13 protein-coding genes and 1 pseudogene are annotated in these 15657 nt (G+C 71.5%); 2 read left to right on the top strand and 12 right to left on the bottom strand.

What is annotated here, in order from left to right; all coding sequences use genetic code 11:
• The 11 genes and pseudogenes from ACIF8S_RS32380 to uvrC form a co-directional block, all read right to left on the bottom strand.
• Positions 1-252, bottom strand: a pseudogene (locus tag ACIF8S_RS32380) (glucose-6-phosphate isomerase); the annotation flags it as partial.
• Between the two features lie 140 nt (positions 253-392).
• Positions 393-728 (bottom strand): RNA polymerase-binding protein RbpA, encoded by a 336-nt coding sequence (locus ACIF8S_RS32375; protein WP_003957010.1) that lies wholly within the window; start codon positions 726-728, stop codon positions 393-395.
• A 212-nt stretch (positions 729-940) separates the two neighbouring features.
• Positions 941-1177 (bottom strand): preprotein translocase subunit SecG, encoded by a 237-nt coding sequence (gene secG / locus ACIF8S_RS32370; protein WP_024882419.1) that lies wholly within the window; start codon positions 1175-1177, stop codon positions 941-943.
• A gap of 138 nt (positions 1178-1315) precedes the next feature.
• Positions 1316-2092 carry a triose-phosphate isomerase gene (gene tpiA / locus ACIF8S_RS32365; protein WP_400004002.1) on the bottom strand — a complete coding sequence of 259 codons (777 nt, stop codon included), beginning with the start codon at positions 2090-2092 and terminating at the stop codon, positions 1316-1318.
• A gap of 6 nt (positions 2093-2098) precedes the next feature.
• Entirely contained in the window at positions 2099-3310 is a 1212-nt protein-coding gene (locus tag ACIF8S_RS32360; RefSeq protein WP_400004001.1) for a phosphoglycerate kinase, read from the bottom strand.
• 158 nt (positions 3311-3468) lie between these two features.
• Positions 3469-4476, bottom strand: coding sequence for a type I glyceraldehyde-3-phosphate dehydrogenase (gap, locus tag ACIF8S_RS32355; protein ID WP_349793784.1), 1008 nt, complete (start codon positions 4474-4476; stop codon positions 3469-3471).
• A 225-nt stretch (positions 4477-4701) separates the two neighbouring features.
• Positions 4702-7656: a M14 family zinc carboxypeptidase gene (locus ACIF8S_RS32350; protein WP_400003998.1), complete on the bottom strand. Its 2955-nt coding sequence runs from the start codon at positions 7654-7656 to the stop codon at positions 4702-4704.
• Positions 7657-7834: 178 nt separating this feature from the next.
• On the bottom strand, positions 7835-8824 hold the full coding sequence (whiA, locus tag ACIF8S_RS32345; RefSeq protein ID WP_145825180.1) for a DNA-binding protein WhiA: 990 nt from the start codon (positions 8822-8824) through the stop codon (positions 7835-7837).
• Positions 8815-9882, bottom strand: coding sequence for a uridine diphosphate-N-acetylglucosamine-binding protein YvcK (gene yvcK / locus ACIF8S_RS32340; protein WP_400003996.1), 1068 nt, complete (start codon positions 9880-9882; stop codon positions 8815-8817). Before yvcK ends, whiA begins: the two co-directional genes overlap by 10 nt.
• Entirely contained in the window at positions 9879-10883 is a 1005-nt protein-coding gene (gene rapZ, locus ACIF8S_RS32335; protein ID WP_400003994.1) for an RNase adapter RapZ, read from the bottom strand. Before rapZ ends, yvcK begins: the two co-directional genes overlap by 4 nt.
• Positions 10880-12991: an excinuclease ABC subunit UvrC gene (uvrC, locus tag ACIF8S_RS32330; RefSeq protein WP_400003993.1), complete on the bottom strand. Its 2112-nt coding sequence runs from the start codon at positions 12989-12991 to the stop codon at positions 10880-10882. The genes rapZ and uvrC overlap by 4 nt, the downstream gene beginning before the upstream one ends.
• 497 nt (positions 12992-13488) lie before the next feature.
• Here uvrC and ACIF8S_RS32325 point away from each other — a divergent pair, with 497 nt between their 5' ends.
• Together ACIF8S_RS32325 and ACIF8S_RS32320 are read left to right on the top strand one after the other, a co-directional pair.
• Positions 13489-13665, top strand: coding sequence for a hypothetical protein (locus ACIF8S_RS32325; RefSeq protein ID WP_400003991.1), 177 nt, complete (start codon positions 13489-13491; stop codon positions 13663-13665).
• Positions 13666-13986: 321 nt separating this feature from the next.
• Complete coding sequence (locus ACIF8S_RS32320) at positions 13987-14934, top strand: hypothetical protein (protein ID WP_400003990.1); 948 nt, start codon at positions 13987-13989, stop codon at positions 14932-14934.
• A gap of 131 nt (positions 14935-15065) precedes the next feature.
• On the opposite strand, the gene ACIF8S_RS32315 is transcribed toward ACIF8S_RS32320, so the two are convergent.
• Positions 15066-15488 carry a Rieske (2Fe-2S) protein gene (locus ACIF8S_RS32315; RefSeq protein ID WP_400003988.1) on the bottom strand — a complete coding sequence of 141 codons (423 nt, stop codon included), beginning with the start codon at positions 15486-15488 and terminating at the stop codon, positions 15066-15068.
• Positions 15489-15657 lie beyond the last annotated feature (169 nt).

Genomic DNA, 15657 nt, shown 5'->3' with positions numbered 1-15657 from the left:
CATCGCGTCCCGCAGCCCGGACACATCGGTGGCCGCGGCCAGTTCACGCAGCAGCCGCAGCGTCTCGTCGGTCACCAGATGCTTGGAGTAGTCGACGTACAGGTCACCGACGCGGAGGGTGTATCCGGTGCCGCGTCCCGGATCGGCGGCGAACAGCTCGCGCAGCCGCACCTCGCCGAGCTCCTCACGGTGCTTGGCCAGTGCGGTCCACTCGGGCGTCTGGTTGAGCCTGGTACGGCCGTCTGCGTTCATCTCGGACGTGAGCCTTCTTCCTTTGTATGTCCCCGCTGTGCCGGCTGGTCCCAACCTAGTTGATCAGCCATGGGAGGACGGAAGGAGTCCGGAGTGCGAACCGGCCGGACGGCGGGCGCGCACGCCCGTCCGTCAGGGTGTCAGATCTCGCCCCGCAGCTTGGCGAGCGCCTCGGCGAGGATCGCCTCGCCGTCCGCGTCACTGCGCCGCTCCCGCACGTAGGCGAGGTGCGTCTTGTAGGGCTCGGTGCGCGGCGGGTCCGGCGGGTTGTCGCGGTCCTGCCCCGCCGGGAATCCGCAGCGCGGGCAGTCCCAGGTGTCGGGCACCTGCGCGTCGCTGGCGAAGCTGGGCTGCGTCTCGTGTCCGTTGGAGCACCAGAAGGAGATGCGCAGCCGGGGCGCGGACTCGCCCCGCTCGGCCTCGCCCATCGGCCCCGCCCCGACCCGGCTTCCCCGGATCGCGTTGCCACTTGCCACGGTCGTAACTCCCTGCGTAATGGTGCCGCGAAGCGAGTCGGCGTACCGCTTCGCTGCGAGCGCCTCAGTCTACGTAAGGCCCAACGCGCGTCCAGTCATAGGAGTTACCTGTCTCCCCATCCAGACGCAAGCCCCATGATAGGCCGCGCTCAGCTGCGCGTACCCAACATGGGGCGTTACGTGGAGAATGGGGGCGGATCGCGCTTCCGGGATCAGTTGTTGAGCTTCATCGTGATGCCGAGCACCACGATGCAGGTGAACCACAGCAGACCGATCACGACGGTGATCCGGTCGAGGTTGCGCTCGGCGACCGAGGAGCCGCCGACGGAGGACTGCATGCCACCACCGAACATGTCGGAGAGGCCGCCGCCCTTCCCCTTGTGCATCAGCACCAGCAGCATCAGCAGCAGGCTGAAGACGATCAGGGCGATGGAGAACCCCAGAACCACGGCTGGACCAACTTCCTCGGAAACGGATGGACGACACGGGGTCCAGCACAGGACTGGACCCCGCAAGAGTACGACGGATCGGCCCTGCGGCCTACTCCCGTCCCGTGGGTGCGCCCGCACGCGGGCGCACCCGGCGGCTCACTGGTCGCGGAACCGGATGATCTTGACGAATTCGTCCGCGTCCAGCGACGCACCGCCGACCAGGGCGCCGTCGATGTCGGCCTGCGCCATGATCTCGGCGACGTTGCCGGACTTCACGGAGCCGCCGTACTGGATGCGGACCTTGTCGGCCAGCTCCTCGGAGTACAGCTCGGCGAGCTTGCCGCGGATCGCCGCGCAGACCTCCTGGGCGTCCTCGGCACCGCAGACCTTGCCGGTGCCGATGGCCCACACCGGCTCGTAGGCGATCACGACGGTCTCGGCCTGCTCGGCCGGGAGGTCCTTCAGACCGCCCTCGACCTGGGCCAGGGTGTGGCTGACGTGGTTGCCCGCCTCGCGGACCTCCAGCTCCTCGCCGACGCACAGGATGGGGGTGATGCCGTGCTTGTAGGCGGCCTTCACCTTGGCGTTCACGATCTCGTCGGTCTCGGCGTGGTACTGGCGGCGCTCGGAGTGGCCGATGGCCACGTAGGTGCACTTCAGCTTGGCCAGCATCGGGCCGGAGATCTCGCCGGTGTAGGCACCGCCGTCGTGCGCCGAGATGTCCTGGGCGCCGTACTTGATCTTCAGCTTGTCGCCGTCGACCAGGGTCTGCACGGAGCGCAGGTCGGTGAACGGCGGCAGGACGGCGACCTCGACGGCGTCGTAGTCCTTGTCGGCCAGGGCGAAGGCGAGCTTCTGGACGTGGGCGATGGCCTCGAGGTGGTTGAGGTTCATCTTCCAGTTGCCCGCCATCAGCGGCGTACGGGTGGTCATTGAGGGTCAGTCCTCCAGTGCTGCGAGGCCGGGGAGCGTCTTGCCCTCGAGGTATTCGAGGGAGGCGCCGCCGCCGGTCGAGATGTGGCCGAATGCCTGCTCGTCGAAGCCCAGGGTACGGACCGCGGCGGCGGAGTCCCCGCCGCCGACCACGGTGAAGCCCGGGGAGTCGAGGAGGGCCTGGGCGACCGCCTTGGTGCCCTCGGCGTAGTCGGGGTGCTCGAAGACGCCCATGGGGCCGTTCCAGAAGACGGTGGCGGCGTCGGCGAGCTTCGAGGCGTAGAGCTTGCGGGTCTCCGGACCGATGTCCAGGCCCAGGGTGCCGGCCGGGATGGCGTCCACGGCGACGGTGGCGGGGTTGCCCGGCGTCTTGGCCTTCATGTCGGGGAACTCCGGCGCGACGAGCGTGTCGACCGGCACCACCAGCTCCACGCCGTTCTTCTCGGCCCGCTCCAGGTACTCCTGGACGGCCGGGATCTGGTCCTCCTGGAGCAGGGACGCGCCGACCTCGTGGCCCTGGGCCTTGAGGAAGGTGTACGCCATGCCGCCGCCGATGAGGATGCGGTCGGCCTTGCCGAGCAGCTGGTCGATGACGGCGAGCTTGTCGGACACCTTGGCGCCGCCGAGGGCGACGACGTAGGGCCGCTTGACGTCGTCGGTCAGCTTCCTCAGCACGCCGACCTCGGTGGCGATGAGGTACCCCGCGTAGTGCGGCAGCCGGGCCGGGAGGTCGAACACCGAGGCGTGCTTGCGGTGCACCGCGCCGAAGCCGTCGCCGACGTAGACGTCGGCGAGGGCGGCCAGCCGGTCGGCGAAGGCGCCGCGCTCGGCGTCGTCCTTGCTGGTCTCACCCGCGTTGAACCGGAGGTTCTCGACGACGGCGACCTGTCCGTCGGCGAGGCCGGAGACGGTGGACGTGGCCGAGTCACCGACCGTGTCGGTGGCGAACGCGACGTCGGCGCCGAGGAGTTCACCGAGGCGCGCGGCGGCCGGGGCGAGCGAGAAAGCGGGGTCCGGGGCGCCCTTGGGGCGGCCCAGGTGCGAGGCCACGACCACGCGGGCGCCGGCGTCGGCGAGGGCCTTGACGGTGGGCACCACGGCGCGGATACGGCCGTCGTCGGTGATGGTGGTGCCGTCCAGCGGCACGTTGAGGTCGGCGCGGACGAGGACCCGCCTGCCCGCGACCCCTTCGGAGAGGAGTTCGTCGATCGTCTTCATGGGGGCTCCCTGCTAGAGCAACGTGTTCAGCGACCTGTTCGCTCGTGATCGCTCGTGATCGAAAGAGGGCGACCGTTCCGATACGTGCGTCAGGGCCCGGACGGCGCGTCGCCGCGCCTTCCGAGCCCTGCACTCATATCAGGCCGTCCGCTCCGCGATCAGAGCTGGTTGCCCACGAAGACCGTGAGGTCGACGAGGCGGTTGCTGTAGCCCCACTCGTTGTCGTACCAGCCGATGACCTTCACGCTCTTGCCGTCCTGGACCATGGTCAGGGACGAGTCGAAGGTGCAGGACGCCGGGGCGTTGACGATGTCGGAGGAGACGATCGCGTCCTCCGTGTACTCCAGGTAGCCCTTCAGCTCGCCCTCGGCGGCCTTCTGGAAGGCGGCGTTGACCTCTTCCTTGGTGACCTCGCGGGAGAGCTCGACCACCAGGTCGGTGACGGAGCCGGTGGGCACCGGCACGCGCATGGCGATTCCGTCCAGCTTGCCCTTGAGCTGCGGCAGCACCAGGGCGGTGGCCTTCGCGGCACCGGTGGTGGTCGGGATGATGTTCTCGGCGGCGGCACGGGCGCGGCGCAGGTCCTTGTGCGGGAAGTCCAGGATGCGCTGGTCGTTCGTGTACGCGTGCACCGTCGTCATCAGACCCTTGACGATGCCGAAGTTCTCGTCGAGGACCTTCGCCATCGGCGCCACACAGTTGGTGGTGCAGGAGGCGTTGGAGATGACGTGGTGGTTCGCCGCGTCGTACTGCTCGTGGTTCACGCCCATGACGAGGGTGATGTCCTCGCCCTTCGCCGGGGCGGAGATGATGACCTTCTTGGCGCCGCCGGTGATGTGCTTCTCGGCGTCTTCCTTCTTGGTGAAGATGCCGGTCGACTCGATGACGATGTCGGCACCCAGCTCGCCCCAGGGGATGTCGGCGGGGTTGCGCTCGGAGAGCACCTTGATCGTCTTGTCACCGACGGTGATGGTGTCCTCGGTGTGCGAGACCTCCTGCTTGAGACGGCCCAGGATGGTGTCGTACTTCAGCAGGTGCGCGGTGGTCGCCGTGTCGCCCAGGTCGTTGACGGCCACGATCTCGATGTCGGCGCCCTGCTCCAGCAGTGCGCGGAAGTAGTTCCGACCGATGCGGCCAAACCCGTTGATGCCTACGCGGATCGTCACGAACCGATCTCCTCGTTGGTACGCCGGCTCTGACGCCGGCGAGCTGTATTTGGGATGTCCCCGACCACTGTCGACCCTACCTCTCCGGGGCCCCGGCCGTGACATCGAGTTGTCCCATACCCGGCAGGGCGGCCCGTACCCGCCAGTAGGGTACGGACCGCCCCAGGGCGACGGACTTCAGTCACCCCTTTTCCCCGCCTGTGCCCGCTTTCGCCGGCCCGGGCGTCAGCCGCGCAGAGCGGCCAGTGCCTTCTTCACCAGGGCCGCCCGGTCGGCCGCGGACGTGAGGTGCTCCAGACCGAATCCCAGCAGCACAGTGTCGTCCGTGGTGACCGCCGCGTACGTCCGGAAGAGCTCCCCGGTGCGTGTCCAGTCCTTCAGGACGGCCGGACTGCCCGGGGGAGGCCCGAAGGCCCGCCAGGCGCCCAGCGACGCCTCGAAGCCCTCGGTCTCGGTGGCGGTGCCGCCGACGACCAGCGAGGCCTCGTCGGCGAGGACGCCCCGGCCGCCGCTGCCCGGGTCGGTGACGTAGGCGAGGGACACCTCGGCGGTCCGCCCGGCGTAGGCGCTCAGGTCGAACTCGACCTGCTGCCAGCCGCCGGAGGAGCCGGTGAGGCTGTTCCAGGCCCCGGTGGAGCCGGTCGCGGCGCAACCGTCGTCGCTCAGCGTGAGGTAGTGCTCCAGCCAGGGGTGCCCGTCGACGTAGAACCCGGCCGCGCACTCGGACGGCACGGTGGTGCGGGTGGCGCCGCCGTCCTCGGGCAGGGTCGTCCAGTCGTCACCGCCGGCCGTGCGAGCCTCGACGACGACGTGGTCGTAGCCCGGCTCGGTGTCCCACAGCAGGCGGGTGCGCAGCGTGGGCCGCTCGGCGGCGGTGACACCGGTGAGGTCGACGGTGCGGGTGAGACGCTTGTAGCCGTCGTCGGTGTGCACGGCGGCCGCCATGGAGGAGCCGGCGTAGGGACCGTACGGGTTGACCGTGCCGGGGAAGGAGCCGGCCCCGGTACTCGCGAACCGCGGGTACGTGGCGGCTGGCAGCTCGTCGGAGGTGAGGCCGTAGCTGCCGGCCCGGTCCAGCGGGTTGCCGGGCGTGTCGCCGAGCGGGCCGCCGGTGCCCGCGAGGGGTCCGGCGCCGGTGAACGCGGTGGCCCCGGCGGTGGAGGTGCGGGTGTAGGCGCCCAGGTAGTACTGGCTGAAGTCGTCGGACAGGACGCCGTCGCCGAGGTCGACGCTGCCGCCCGCCTGTTCGCCCGCCTCGATCAGCCGGCCGCCCTCGTTGAGGAAGGCGCGCAGCTGGAGCTGGGTGGCGACGCCCGGGACGCCCGCGCCGGTGTGGTGCACGACCGTGCGGAAGTGGCTCAGCACGCCGAGAGCGTCCGGGGCGCCCCGTTCGGCGACGTCCCAGACCGCGGCGGTCCGCCGGTTCGCGCGCAGCGCGTCGACGTACGCCTGCGTCCGCGTGGCCTTCGCCCCCTCCTCGGAGACGACGAGGACGTCCGCCCGGGGCCGCTGCGCCACGGTGTACGTGAAGGACGTGGCGGCGGCCTTCTTGCCGCCGCGGGCCTTGCCGGTGAACCACACCTCGACCCGGTCGCCGGGCTCGCCGTGCCGCACCTTCGCGCGGTACTCGTCGAAGTAGAGGTTGTCCTCGCCGCCGTACCGCTCGCCGCCCCGCCAGGGCCTGAGGTCCACGGTGTGGGTGCGCCCGCCGTTGACGCGGTACCGGAGCTGCTTGTCCCGCACGGACTTGCGTGCCACCACGGAGACCTCCTGGTCACCGCCGCGCGCGTAGGAGGTCGTGAAGGCCGCCGGGGTGAAGTCCGGGGCCTCGATGCCGACCGCGGAGGACGGCCGGTCAGGGTGGGCGGCGGTCTCGGCGACGGAGAGCGCGAAGGGTACGTTCTTGGCGAACTCCTGCTGGATCAGCTTCTCGTCGTCGGGGAAGGTGAAGCCGGAGCGGCAGTCGCGCGGGTTCCACGCGTCGTCGGGGTCGACCTCGGACGCGGTCTGGCAGGTCGACATCTCGGGGGTGAACATCGCCATGCCGTTGACGTTGGCCGCGTGCCCGTCGGCCTCGCCGTTGGTGGTGTACAGCTCGGAGGAGAGCTGCGGGTGGTACCCGGGGATCGCCGAGTTGTCCGGCGTGCCGGCCAGGGCCTCGTACAGCACGTCGTCGGGTGTCGGCGTGGCCACCTGCCAGCCGACCCCGTAGAGGAGGAGCTCGGCGGCGGAGTGGTAGTTGATGCCGTAGGTGAAGCCGACGCGCTTCTGGAAGGCGTCGATCGCCTTGGTCTCGGGCTCGGACCCCGGGGAGGCGCCCCGGTAGGTCTGGCTGGTGGGGTTGGGCGAGGAGCCCTCGTCGTCGTAGCCCCACTTGTAGGGGAAGTTCCGGTTGAGGTCGACGCCGTCGCCGGTGCCGATCACTCCGTCGCCGTTGACGTCCCGCAGGTTCTTGCGCCAGAGGCGGTTGGCGTCGTCGGCGAAGGTGTGGTCGTAGCCGTCGGGGTTGGCGGACAGGACGAACCACAGTTCGGTGGTGTCGACGATCTTCTTGATCCGCTTGTCCGTCCGGTACCGGTCCAGGTAGTGGTGCATCAGCCGGCGCGTCATCTCCGGCGTGATCCACTCACGGGCGTGCTGGTTGGACATGTAGAGGACGGCCGGCTTGGAGCCGTCCCTGCTCTTGCGGGCGTGCTGGGTGAGCTTCAGCGCGAGGATGTCCTGCCCCCGCACGGTCTTGCCGATGGAGACGACCTTGGTGAGGTCGGAGTGGCGCTGTGCGGTGCGCAGCATCTCCTCCTTGAGGCCGCCCTTGCCGCTGTACGGGCGGAAGACCCCCTCGGCGGCGGCCGCGACGCGCTTCTCCGCCCCGGCGGGGAGCGTGTGCTCGGTGAGGTCGACGCCCTGTTCCTCGAGCTTCTCGGCCTGTCCCTCGGTGAGGTACACCTCGACGGCGGCCGTGCCCCGGTCGGGCACCCGCTCGCCGAGTTCGTGGCCGTCCTGCCCCGCCGCCAGCAGCAGGGGTACCTGCCTCTGGGTGACGTCGGCGCGGTAGACCTTGACCTCGTCGGGGTCGCCGGCCGCGGGCTGTGCGGGTTGTGCCTGGGCGATGGGTGCGAAGCTCGCTCCGCCGATCAGGAGCGTGCCGACAGCGAGGATCGATCTCGCTCTGTGTCTCATGAGCCCCCCAGAGAGTGGTCCGCCACAGCAGCGAACGACTGCCAGGCTCATGACACAACATGATCGAGTCAAGGGCGCCGTCACGACACACGCGAACCGGCGCCGGTCACCCAAGTGGGCGGCGGCGCCGGTGCTCTGATCAGGCGTCAGGTGAAGCCAGTGAACTCAGGACCGGGCGTCAGACGCCGATCTTGTCGTCCAGTTCCTCGCTGAGGTTGGCCTCCGTGCCGGGGATGCCGAGGTCCGAGGCCCGCTTGTCGGCCATCGCCAGCAGCCGGCGGATACGGCCCGCGACCGCGTCCTTGGTGAGCGGCGGGTCGGCGAGCGCGCCCAGCTCCTCCAGGGAGGCCTGCTTGTGCTCCATGCGCAGCCGGCCTGCGGCGGCGAGGTGCTCGGGGACGTCGTCCGCGAGGATCTCCAGGGCCCGCTGGACCCGGGCGCCGGCCGCGACCGCCGCGCGGGCGGAACGGCGCAGGTTGGCGTCGTCGAAGTTGGCCAGCCGGTTCGCCGTCGCCCGCACCTCGCGGCGCATCCGGCGCTCCTCCCAGGCCAGCACCGACTCGTGCGCGCCCAGCCGGGTGAGCAGCGCGCCGATCGCGTCACCGTCCCGGACGACCACCCGGTCCACACCGCGCACCTCGCGCGCCTTGGCCGCGATGTGCAGCCGGCGGGCGGCGCCCACCAGGGCGAGCGCGGCCTCGGGACCCGGGCAGGTCACCTCCAGGGAGGACGAGCGGCCCGGCTCGGTGAGGGAGCCGTGTGCGAGGAAGGCACCCCGCCAGGCCGCCTCGGCGTCACAGGTGGCCCCCGAGACCACCTGCGGGGGCAGACCGCGGATCGGGCGGCCCCGCCCGTCCACCAGGCCGGTCTGACGGGCCAGCTGGTCCCCGCCCGCGACCACACGGACGACGTAGCGCGAGCCGCGGCGCAGTCCGCCCGGCGCCATCACGATCAGCTCGGAGCTGTGGCCGAAGATCTCCAGGATGTCCCGCTTGAGCCGCCGGGCGGCCATCGCGGTGTCCAGCTCCGCCTCGATCACGATGCGCCCGCTGACCAGGTGGAGGCCGCCGGCGAACCGCAGAATGGCGGAGACCTCCGCCTTCCTGCAGCAGGTACGGGTGACGGGTAGCCGGCTGATCTCGTCCTTCACCGCTGCCGTCATCGCCATGGGCCGATCCTTCCATGCATCCGAAAAATACGGTCGTACGCGGCGGCCAACAGCTCCGGGTCGTGCCGGGGGCTTCCGTCGGTCCGGGCCACGGGGGCCAGCTCGACCGCGGCACCGAACCGCTTGGCGGCATCGGTCAGCAAGTCGCGGTCGGGCACGGCGGCCTCGTCGGCCAGCACCACGTCCAGGGCGAGTTTAGGGGCGTGTCGCCCCAAAACCTCCAAATGACGCTGCGGGGAGAAGCCCTCGGTTTCTCCGGGCTGCGGCGCGAGGTTCAGCGAGAGTACCCGGCGCGCCTTCGTCTCGACGAGGGCGTCCAGCAGCTCGGGGACCAGCAGGTGCGGGATCACCGAGGAGAACCAGGAGCCGGGCCCGAGGACCACCCAGTCGGCGTCCAGCACCGCGGCGACCGCCTCGGGCACGGCGGGCGGGTCGTTCGGGACGAGATGCACGGACTGCACCTCACCGGGGGTGAGGGCCACGGTGGCCTGGCCGCGGACCGTGCCGGTGTCGTCGGGGCGCTCGGGGTCGTGCCCCTTGACCAGGGCCTGCAGCTCCAGCGGCACGGCGGACATGGGCAGCACCCGCCCGTGCGCGCCGAGCAGCCGGCCCACCAGGTCCAGCGCCTGGACGTGGTCGCCGAGCTGCTCCCACAGGGCGACGATCAGCAGATTGCCGACCGCGTGCTCGTGCAGGTCGCCCTTGGACTGGAAACGGTGCTGGATGACGCGGGCCCAGGTCTGGCCCCAGTCGTCGTCCCCGCACAGCGCGGCCAGCGCTTTGCGCAGGTCACCGGGGGGCAGCACGCCCAGTTCGTCACGCAGCCGGCCGCTGGAGCCGCCGTCGTCGGCGACGGTGACCACGGCCGTGAGGTCGCCGGTGATCCGGCGCAGGGCGGCGAGCGAGGCGGACAGGCCCATGCCGCCGCCGAGGGCGACGACCTTGGGCTGGGTCCCCCGGCGGCGCGGGCGTCCGCCGCGCGTCTCGGCCGGCCGGCCGGCGCGGCCCTCGGGGACCGCCCTGCGCAGCCGGCTCAGCCGCGGAGTACGTCGTGTCATTCCCGTCCCATGTCCCGGTGGACGACCACCGTCTCCACGCCCTCGGCGGCGAGCCGGGCGGCGAGCTTCTCCGACATGGCGACCGAGCGGTGCTTGCCGCCGGTGCAGCCGACCGCGATGGTCACGTAGCGCTTGCCCTCACGGCGGTAGCCCGCGGCGACCATGCGCAGCAGCTCCGCGTACCGGTCGAGGAACTCCTTGGCGCCGGGCTGGTTGAAGACGTACGACGCCACCTCCTCGTTGAGGCCGGTGTAGGGGCGCAGCTCGGGGATCCAGTGCGGGTTGGGCAGGAACCGCATGTCCACGACCAGGTCGGCGTCGACCGGGAGGCCGTACTTGAAGCCGAAGGACATGACGGTGGCCCGCAGCTCGGGCTCCTCCTCGCCGGCGAACTGCGCGTGCATCTTGGCGCGCAGCTCGTGCACGTTGAGGCCGGAGGTGTCGATCACCAGGTCGGCGTCGCCGCGCAGCTCGCGCAGCAGCTCCCGCTCGGCGGCGATGCCGTCGACGATCCGGCCGTCGCCCTGGAGCGGGTGGGGGCGGCGCACCGACTCGAAGCGGCGCACCAGGGCCTCGTCGGAGGACTCCAGGAAGACGGTGCGCCGGGTGACACCGCGCGCGTCGAGGTCGGCGAGGGACTCGCGCAGGTTGTCGAAGAAGCGCCGGCCGCGGACGTCGACGACGACCGCGATCCGCGCCACGTTCCCCTGGGAGCGCGCGCCGAGCTCCACCATGGTGGGGATCAGCGCGGGCGGCAGGTTGTCGACGACGAACCAGCCGAGGTCCTCCAGACACTTGGCGGCCGTCGACCGCCCGGCTCCGGACATGCCGGAGATGATCACCAACTCGGGGATGCCCACCTCGGGCACCCCCCCGTTTTCCTTGCCCGTCTTCACCTGTGCTCCGTTGTCCTGCGGGGCGCCGGCGCGGGCCGCGGCCCCGCCGGCCTGCTGTGCCGCACCGTCCGGCCGCCCGGCGGGCCCTGTCTCGTACTCGGTCATCGCTCCTGCCCCCGTCGTTCGTCCGGGGCGCCCGTGGACACGGGCTCCCCGGGAGAACCCGTCTGCTGCCCGGGTTCTTCCGTGTCATCCATGATCTCGCCCGTCGCCGTGTTCACGGCGGGCCCGCCGGGCACCGCCTGGGCGAGAGCCGCGACGATCGTCTCGGCCGTCTTGCGGCCTATGCCCGGGACGTCACAGATCTGCTCGATTGTCGCCGACCGCAGCCTCTTCAACGAACCGAAGTGCTTGATCAGCGCCTGCTTGCGGGTGTCACCGAGACCGGGGACGTCGTCCAGGGGGCTGGAGCGGAAGCGCTTGGCGCGCTTGGCGCGCTGGTAGGTGATCGCGAAGCGGTGCGCCTCGTCACGGATGCGCTGCAGCAGGTAGAGGCCCTCGCTGGTGCGGGGCAGCACCACCGGGTCGTCGTCGCCGGGCAGCCACACCTCCTCCAGCCGCTTGGCGAGGCCGCACACGGCGATGTCGTCGATGCCCAGCTCGTCCAGCGCCCGCTGGGCCGCCGCGACCTGCGGCGCGCCGCCGTCCACCACGACCAGCTGCGGCGGGTACGCGAACCGCTTGGGACGTCCGTCGTCCTCGGTGAGGGTGCTGGCGGGCGGCTCGGCGAGGCCCGCGGAGGCCGTCCCCGGGTCCGCCTGCGCACCGGGCTCGGCGCCCGGTTCCTCGCCGTCGGTCCACTCCCCCGTCCGCTCCTTCTCCGCCAGGTAGCGGCGGAAGCGGCGGGTGATCACCTCGTGCATGGACCGGACGTCGTCCTGGCCGGCGAACCCCTTGATCTGGAAGCGGCGGTACTCGCTCTTGCGGGCCAGCCCGTCCTCGAAGACGACCATGGAGGCCACCACGTCGTCGCCCTGGAGATGCGAGATGTCGTAGCACTCGATCCGCAGTGGCGCGCTGTCCAGCTCCAGGGCGTCGCTGATCTCCTCCAGGGCGCGCGAACGCGTGGTGAGGTCGGAGGCGCGCTTGGTCTTGTGCAGCACGAGCGCCTGCTGGGCGTTGCGCTCGACGGTCTCCATCAGGGCCTTCTTGTCCCCGCGCTGCGGGACGCGCAGGGAGACGTTCGACCCGCGCCGCCCGGTCAGCCACTCCTGCACCGGCTCCACCGGGTCCGGCAGGGCGGGGACCAGCACCTCGCGCGGGACCGCGTCACCGGTCTCCTCCCCGTACAGCTGCTGCAGGGCGTGCTCCACCAGGGCGCCGGTGGTGACGTCCTCGACCTTGTCCGTGACCCAGCCGCGCTGGCCGCGCACGCGCCCGCCGCGCACGTGGAAGATCTGGACGGCCGCCTCCAGCTCGTCCTCCGCGACCGCGATCAGGTCGGCGTCGGTGGCGTCCGCCAGCACCACCGCGTTCTTCTCCATGGCCTTCTTCAGCGCGCCGATGTCGTCGCGCAGGCGCGCGGCCCGCTCGTACTCCATGTCCTCGGCCGCCTCCACCATCCGCCTCTCCAGACGGCGCAGGTAGGTGCCGGTGCGCCCGGCCATGAAGTCGCAGAACTCCTCGGCCAGTTCCCGGTGGTCCTCGGCGGTGATCCGCTCCACGCAGGGCGCCGAGCACTTGCCGATGTAGCCCAGCAGGCAGGGGCGGCCGGTGCGGGCGGCGTTCTTGAACACCCCGGCGGAGCAGGTGCGCACCGGGAACACGCGCAGCATGAGGTCCACGGTGTCGCGGATCGCCCACGCGTGCGCGTACGGACCGAAGTAGCGCACGCCCTTCTTCTTGTGCCCGCGCATCACCTGCACGCGCGGGAAGTCCTCGTTCATCGTGACCGCGAGGTACGGGTAGCTCTTGTCGTCGCGGTACTTGACGTTGAACCGGGGGTCGAACTCCTTGATCCAGGAGTACTCCAGCTGCAGCGCCTCGACCTCCGTCGAGACCACCGTCCACTCCACGGACGCGGCCGTGGTGACCATCGAGCGGGTGCGCGGGTGCAGCCCGGCCAGGTCCTGGAAGTAGTTCGCCAGGCGCTGGCGCAGGCTTTTCGCCTTCCCGACGTAGATCACCCGGCGGTGCTCGTCGCGGAACCGGTAGACCCCCGGCGAGTCGGGGATCTCACCCGGTCTGGGGCGGTAGCTGGAGGGGTCGGCCATGTCTCACACCCTACTGGCGGGGACCGACAGGACGGCGGGGCCGTGGGGTGGGGGGCGGGGGGCGGGGGTGCCGGGGACGCGGCGGGTGCCGGGGGCGGGGGCGTGCGGGTGCCTACCCGGGGGATCAGGTGGCTCGGGGGTGCGGGTGACTCGGGGGATCAGGTGGCTCGGGGGTGCGGGTGACTCGGGGGTGCGGGTGACTCGGGGGATCAGGTGGCTCGGGGGTGAGGAGCGCAGGGCTCGGCGGGGTGGGGCGTGCCCCGGGTTCATGGGTCCTCTGAGGGCTTCCAAGGGCTGTCGGCGCGGGCCGGTGCGGTCCGGATGGGTTACGAGGGCCGGTGAGCGGGAATGTGGGGGGTCCGTGCCTCGGACGATCAACGGGGCCGACGGCCGGACCACGGCGATGGTCCGGGCGGCGGTCCGAGCCGGCAGTCCGGCCGGTGGTCCGAGGCGGTCGTGACAGCGGTCACAGCAGTGGCCGCGAGTCGGGAGGTCGTATGCGGCAGATGCGGATCGAGAAATCACGACGGCCGGCCCGGCACCGCCGGTACGCGGACGAGACGGCCGCCTTCCCCGAGTCCCTCGACCCGCGCGACCCCGACATCGTGCGCGCCAAGCGCCTGCGCGCCACGGGGACGCGGCTCCAGGAGGAGAGCCGGGCCGACGGCTCCTGAACCTCCCCGGAGACGGTGGCAGGCCTCGGCGTGAGCCCCGGCGGCCCCGGCCCCGGACACCGGACGAACACCACATCACGTACGCACCCCACGGGGGCCGTACCGGCCAGGCGGCCGGTACGGCCCCCGCGCGTGTGTGCCGCTCTTGGCCTCAGACGGTTGTCGGGACTTGGTCAACACGCTTCAATGCGTGGGAACTCGGGGCGCTGAACGACGGCGTACGCATGTGAAGACCGCGCCGTGCCGATGGGGGCGGGCCCCCGAGGTGCCCCGTGCGAACGGTCTGACCAGCCGTTGTGACATTCACAGAAAGGCCCCTGCATGCCGCACGCCACACAGCACGCGGACGTCGTCACCGCAGAACTGGACTCGGCGCTGCGCGGCGGCCCGTTCCACGTCGCCCTGCGCGCCGCGATAGCCGCGCGGGGACTGCCGCTGCAGCGGGTGCAGCACCACCTGTCGCGCCACGGCGTGAAAGTGGGCGTCACCAGCCTGAGCTACTGGCAGCAAGGCGCCCGCCGCCCGCAGCGCCCCGAGTCGCTGCGCGCCGTACGGGCGCTGGAGGAGATCCTTCAGCTGCCGGAGGAGTCCTTGATCCGCCTGCTCGCCGAGTCGGACGAGCACACCGGGGGCCACCGCTCCTCCGCCCGGTCCTACCGCTCGCTCGTGGAGGCCTCGGGCGTCCTGGACCGGCTGCTCGCCGAGTTCGGCGCCCCGCGCGACGGCGGCCTGCACACCCTCGGACACCACGAGCGGGTGCGCGTCGGGACGCGCCGGGAACTGGCCGAGCGCGAGTCGCACCACATCGTGCGCGCCTACCGCGACGGCGTCGACCGTTTCGTGGCCGTCCACCACGGCGACCCGGGCTCCGTCCCGGAGCGGATGAGCGTGCGCGCCCTGGAGAACTGCCGCATCGGACGCGTCCGCCGGCACCACGACACCGGTGTGCTCGCGGCGGAGCTCCTCTTCGACATCCGGCTACGGGCCGGCGACACGTTCCTCTTCCGGTACGCCGTGGAGGACGGCACAGCCGGCATCGCACGCGAGTACGTACGCGGCGCGGACTCCCCCGGCGGTCAGTACGCCCTCCAGGTCTGCTTCGACTCCGCGGCGCTCCCGGTACGGTGCCACCGTTTCACCCAGCACTCGGCAGCGGCACCACGCGGAGGACGCCAGGAACTGGCCCTCAGCGCACGGCACCGCTCGGTGCACCTGGTGGAACCCCGCCTGCGCACCGGCTACGTGGGGATCGCCTGGGACTGGGAGTGACCCCCGGCCGGGCGGGGGGGGCGCGGGGCGGGGTGTCGCGGGGCCGGGTGTCACCGGTGCCGGTGTCGCGGGGCCGGGTGTCACCGGTGCCGGTGTCACGGGTGCGGCCGACCAGGTTCGGGCGGGCCTGATCAGGCCTGCGGCTCGGCGATGAGCGTGCCGTTCCTGACCTCGACGGCCAGCGGCTTCAGGGGCGCCACGGCAGGCTCACGCAGCACCTTCCCGGTGGTGACGTCGAACTCGCTGCCGTGACACGGGCAGACCAGCCTGGTTCCGTCCAGCTTGTTGATGGGACAACCCGCGTGCGTGCACACGGTGTTGTACGCCTTGAAGGACCCGTCCTCGCCCCGGCTGACGACCACGTTGTGGTCCCGGTACAGCTTGGCGTCGCCCGCTGCGACCTCACTCTCGGGTCCCAGCTCGACGGGCCCGGCCAGCGGGGCGGACCTGTCGTCGCCGCCGCCCCCGCACGCGGTGAGGCCCAGTCCGACGACGGGAGTGAGGGCCGCGCCTCGAAGGACGGTCCGGCGGGTCGCGGCGGGTCGGGCGGACATGCGGGCTCCCACGGGTGGTGCGCGGTGGACGAGTGTTCACCGGGACGATACCGGGGGCTTCGGAGGTGGCACGCGGGTGGGTGGGGATGGGCGGGCGGGGTGGTGGGGCGCGGGGCGTAAGCGCTTGCGCAAACGCTCGCGTAAGAGTTCACGTAAACGCTCACGCAAG

Source organism: Streptomyces sp. NPDC085937 (assembly GCF_044540535.1).
In the GTDB taxonomy this organism is placed as follows: Bacteria; Actinomycetota; Actinomycetes; order Streptomycetales; family Streptomycetaceae; genus Streptomyces.
Note: the sequence above shows the minus strand (reverse complement) of the source record. Positions and strands in the feature narration are given on the sequence as shown.

Bases quoted from the DNA above. Each gene is read 5' to 3' on its own strand.
- tpiA (WP_400004002.1), bottom strand. From the start codon at position 2,092: ATGACCACCCGTACGCCGCTGATGGCGGGCAACTGGAAGATGAACCTC.
- ACIF8S_RS32360 (WP_400004001.1), bottom strand. From the start codon at position 3,310: ATGAAGACGATCGACGAACTCCTCTCCGAAGGGGTCGCGGGCAGGCGG.
- ACIF8S_RS32350 (WP_400003998.1), bottom strand. From the start codon at position 7,656: ATGAGACACAGAGCGAGATCGATCCTCGCTGTCGGCACGCTCCTGATC.
- whiA (WP_145825180.1), bottom strand. From the start codon at position 8,824: ATGGCGATGACGGCAGCGGTGAAGGACGAGATCAGCCGGCTACCCGTC.
- yvcK (WP_400003996.1), bottom strand. From the start codon at position 9,882: ATGACACGACGTACTCCGCGGCTGAGCCGGCTGCGCAGGGCGGTCCCC.
- rapZ (WP_400003994.1), bottom strand. From the start codon at position 10,883: ATGACCGAGTACGAGACAGGGCCCGCCGGGCGGCCGGACGGTGCGGCA.
- uvrC (WP_400003993.1), bottom strand. From the start codon at position 12,991: ATGGCCGACCCCTCCAGCTACCGCCCCAGACCGGGTGAGATCCCCGAC.
- ACIF8S_RS32325 (WP_400003991.1), top strand. From the start codon at position 13,489: ATGCGGCAGATGCGGATCGAGAAATCACGACGGCCGGCCCGGCACCGC.
- ACIF8S_RS32320 (WP_400003990.1), top strand. From the start codon at position 13,987: ATGCCGCACGCCACACAGCACGCGGACGTCGTCACCGCAGAACTGGAC.
- ACIF8S_RS32315 (WP_400003988.1), bottom strand. From the start codon at position 15,488: ATGTCCGCCCGACCCGCCGCGACCCGCCGGACCGTCCTTCGAGGCGCG.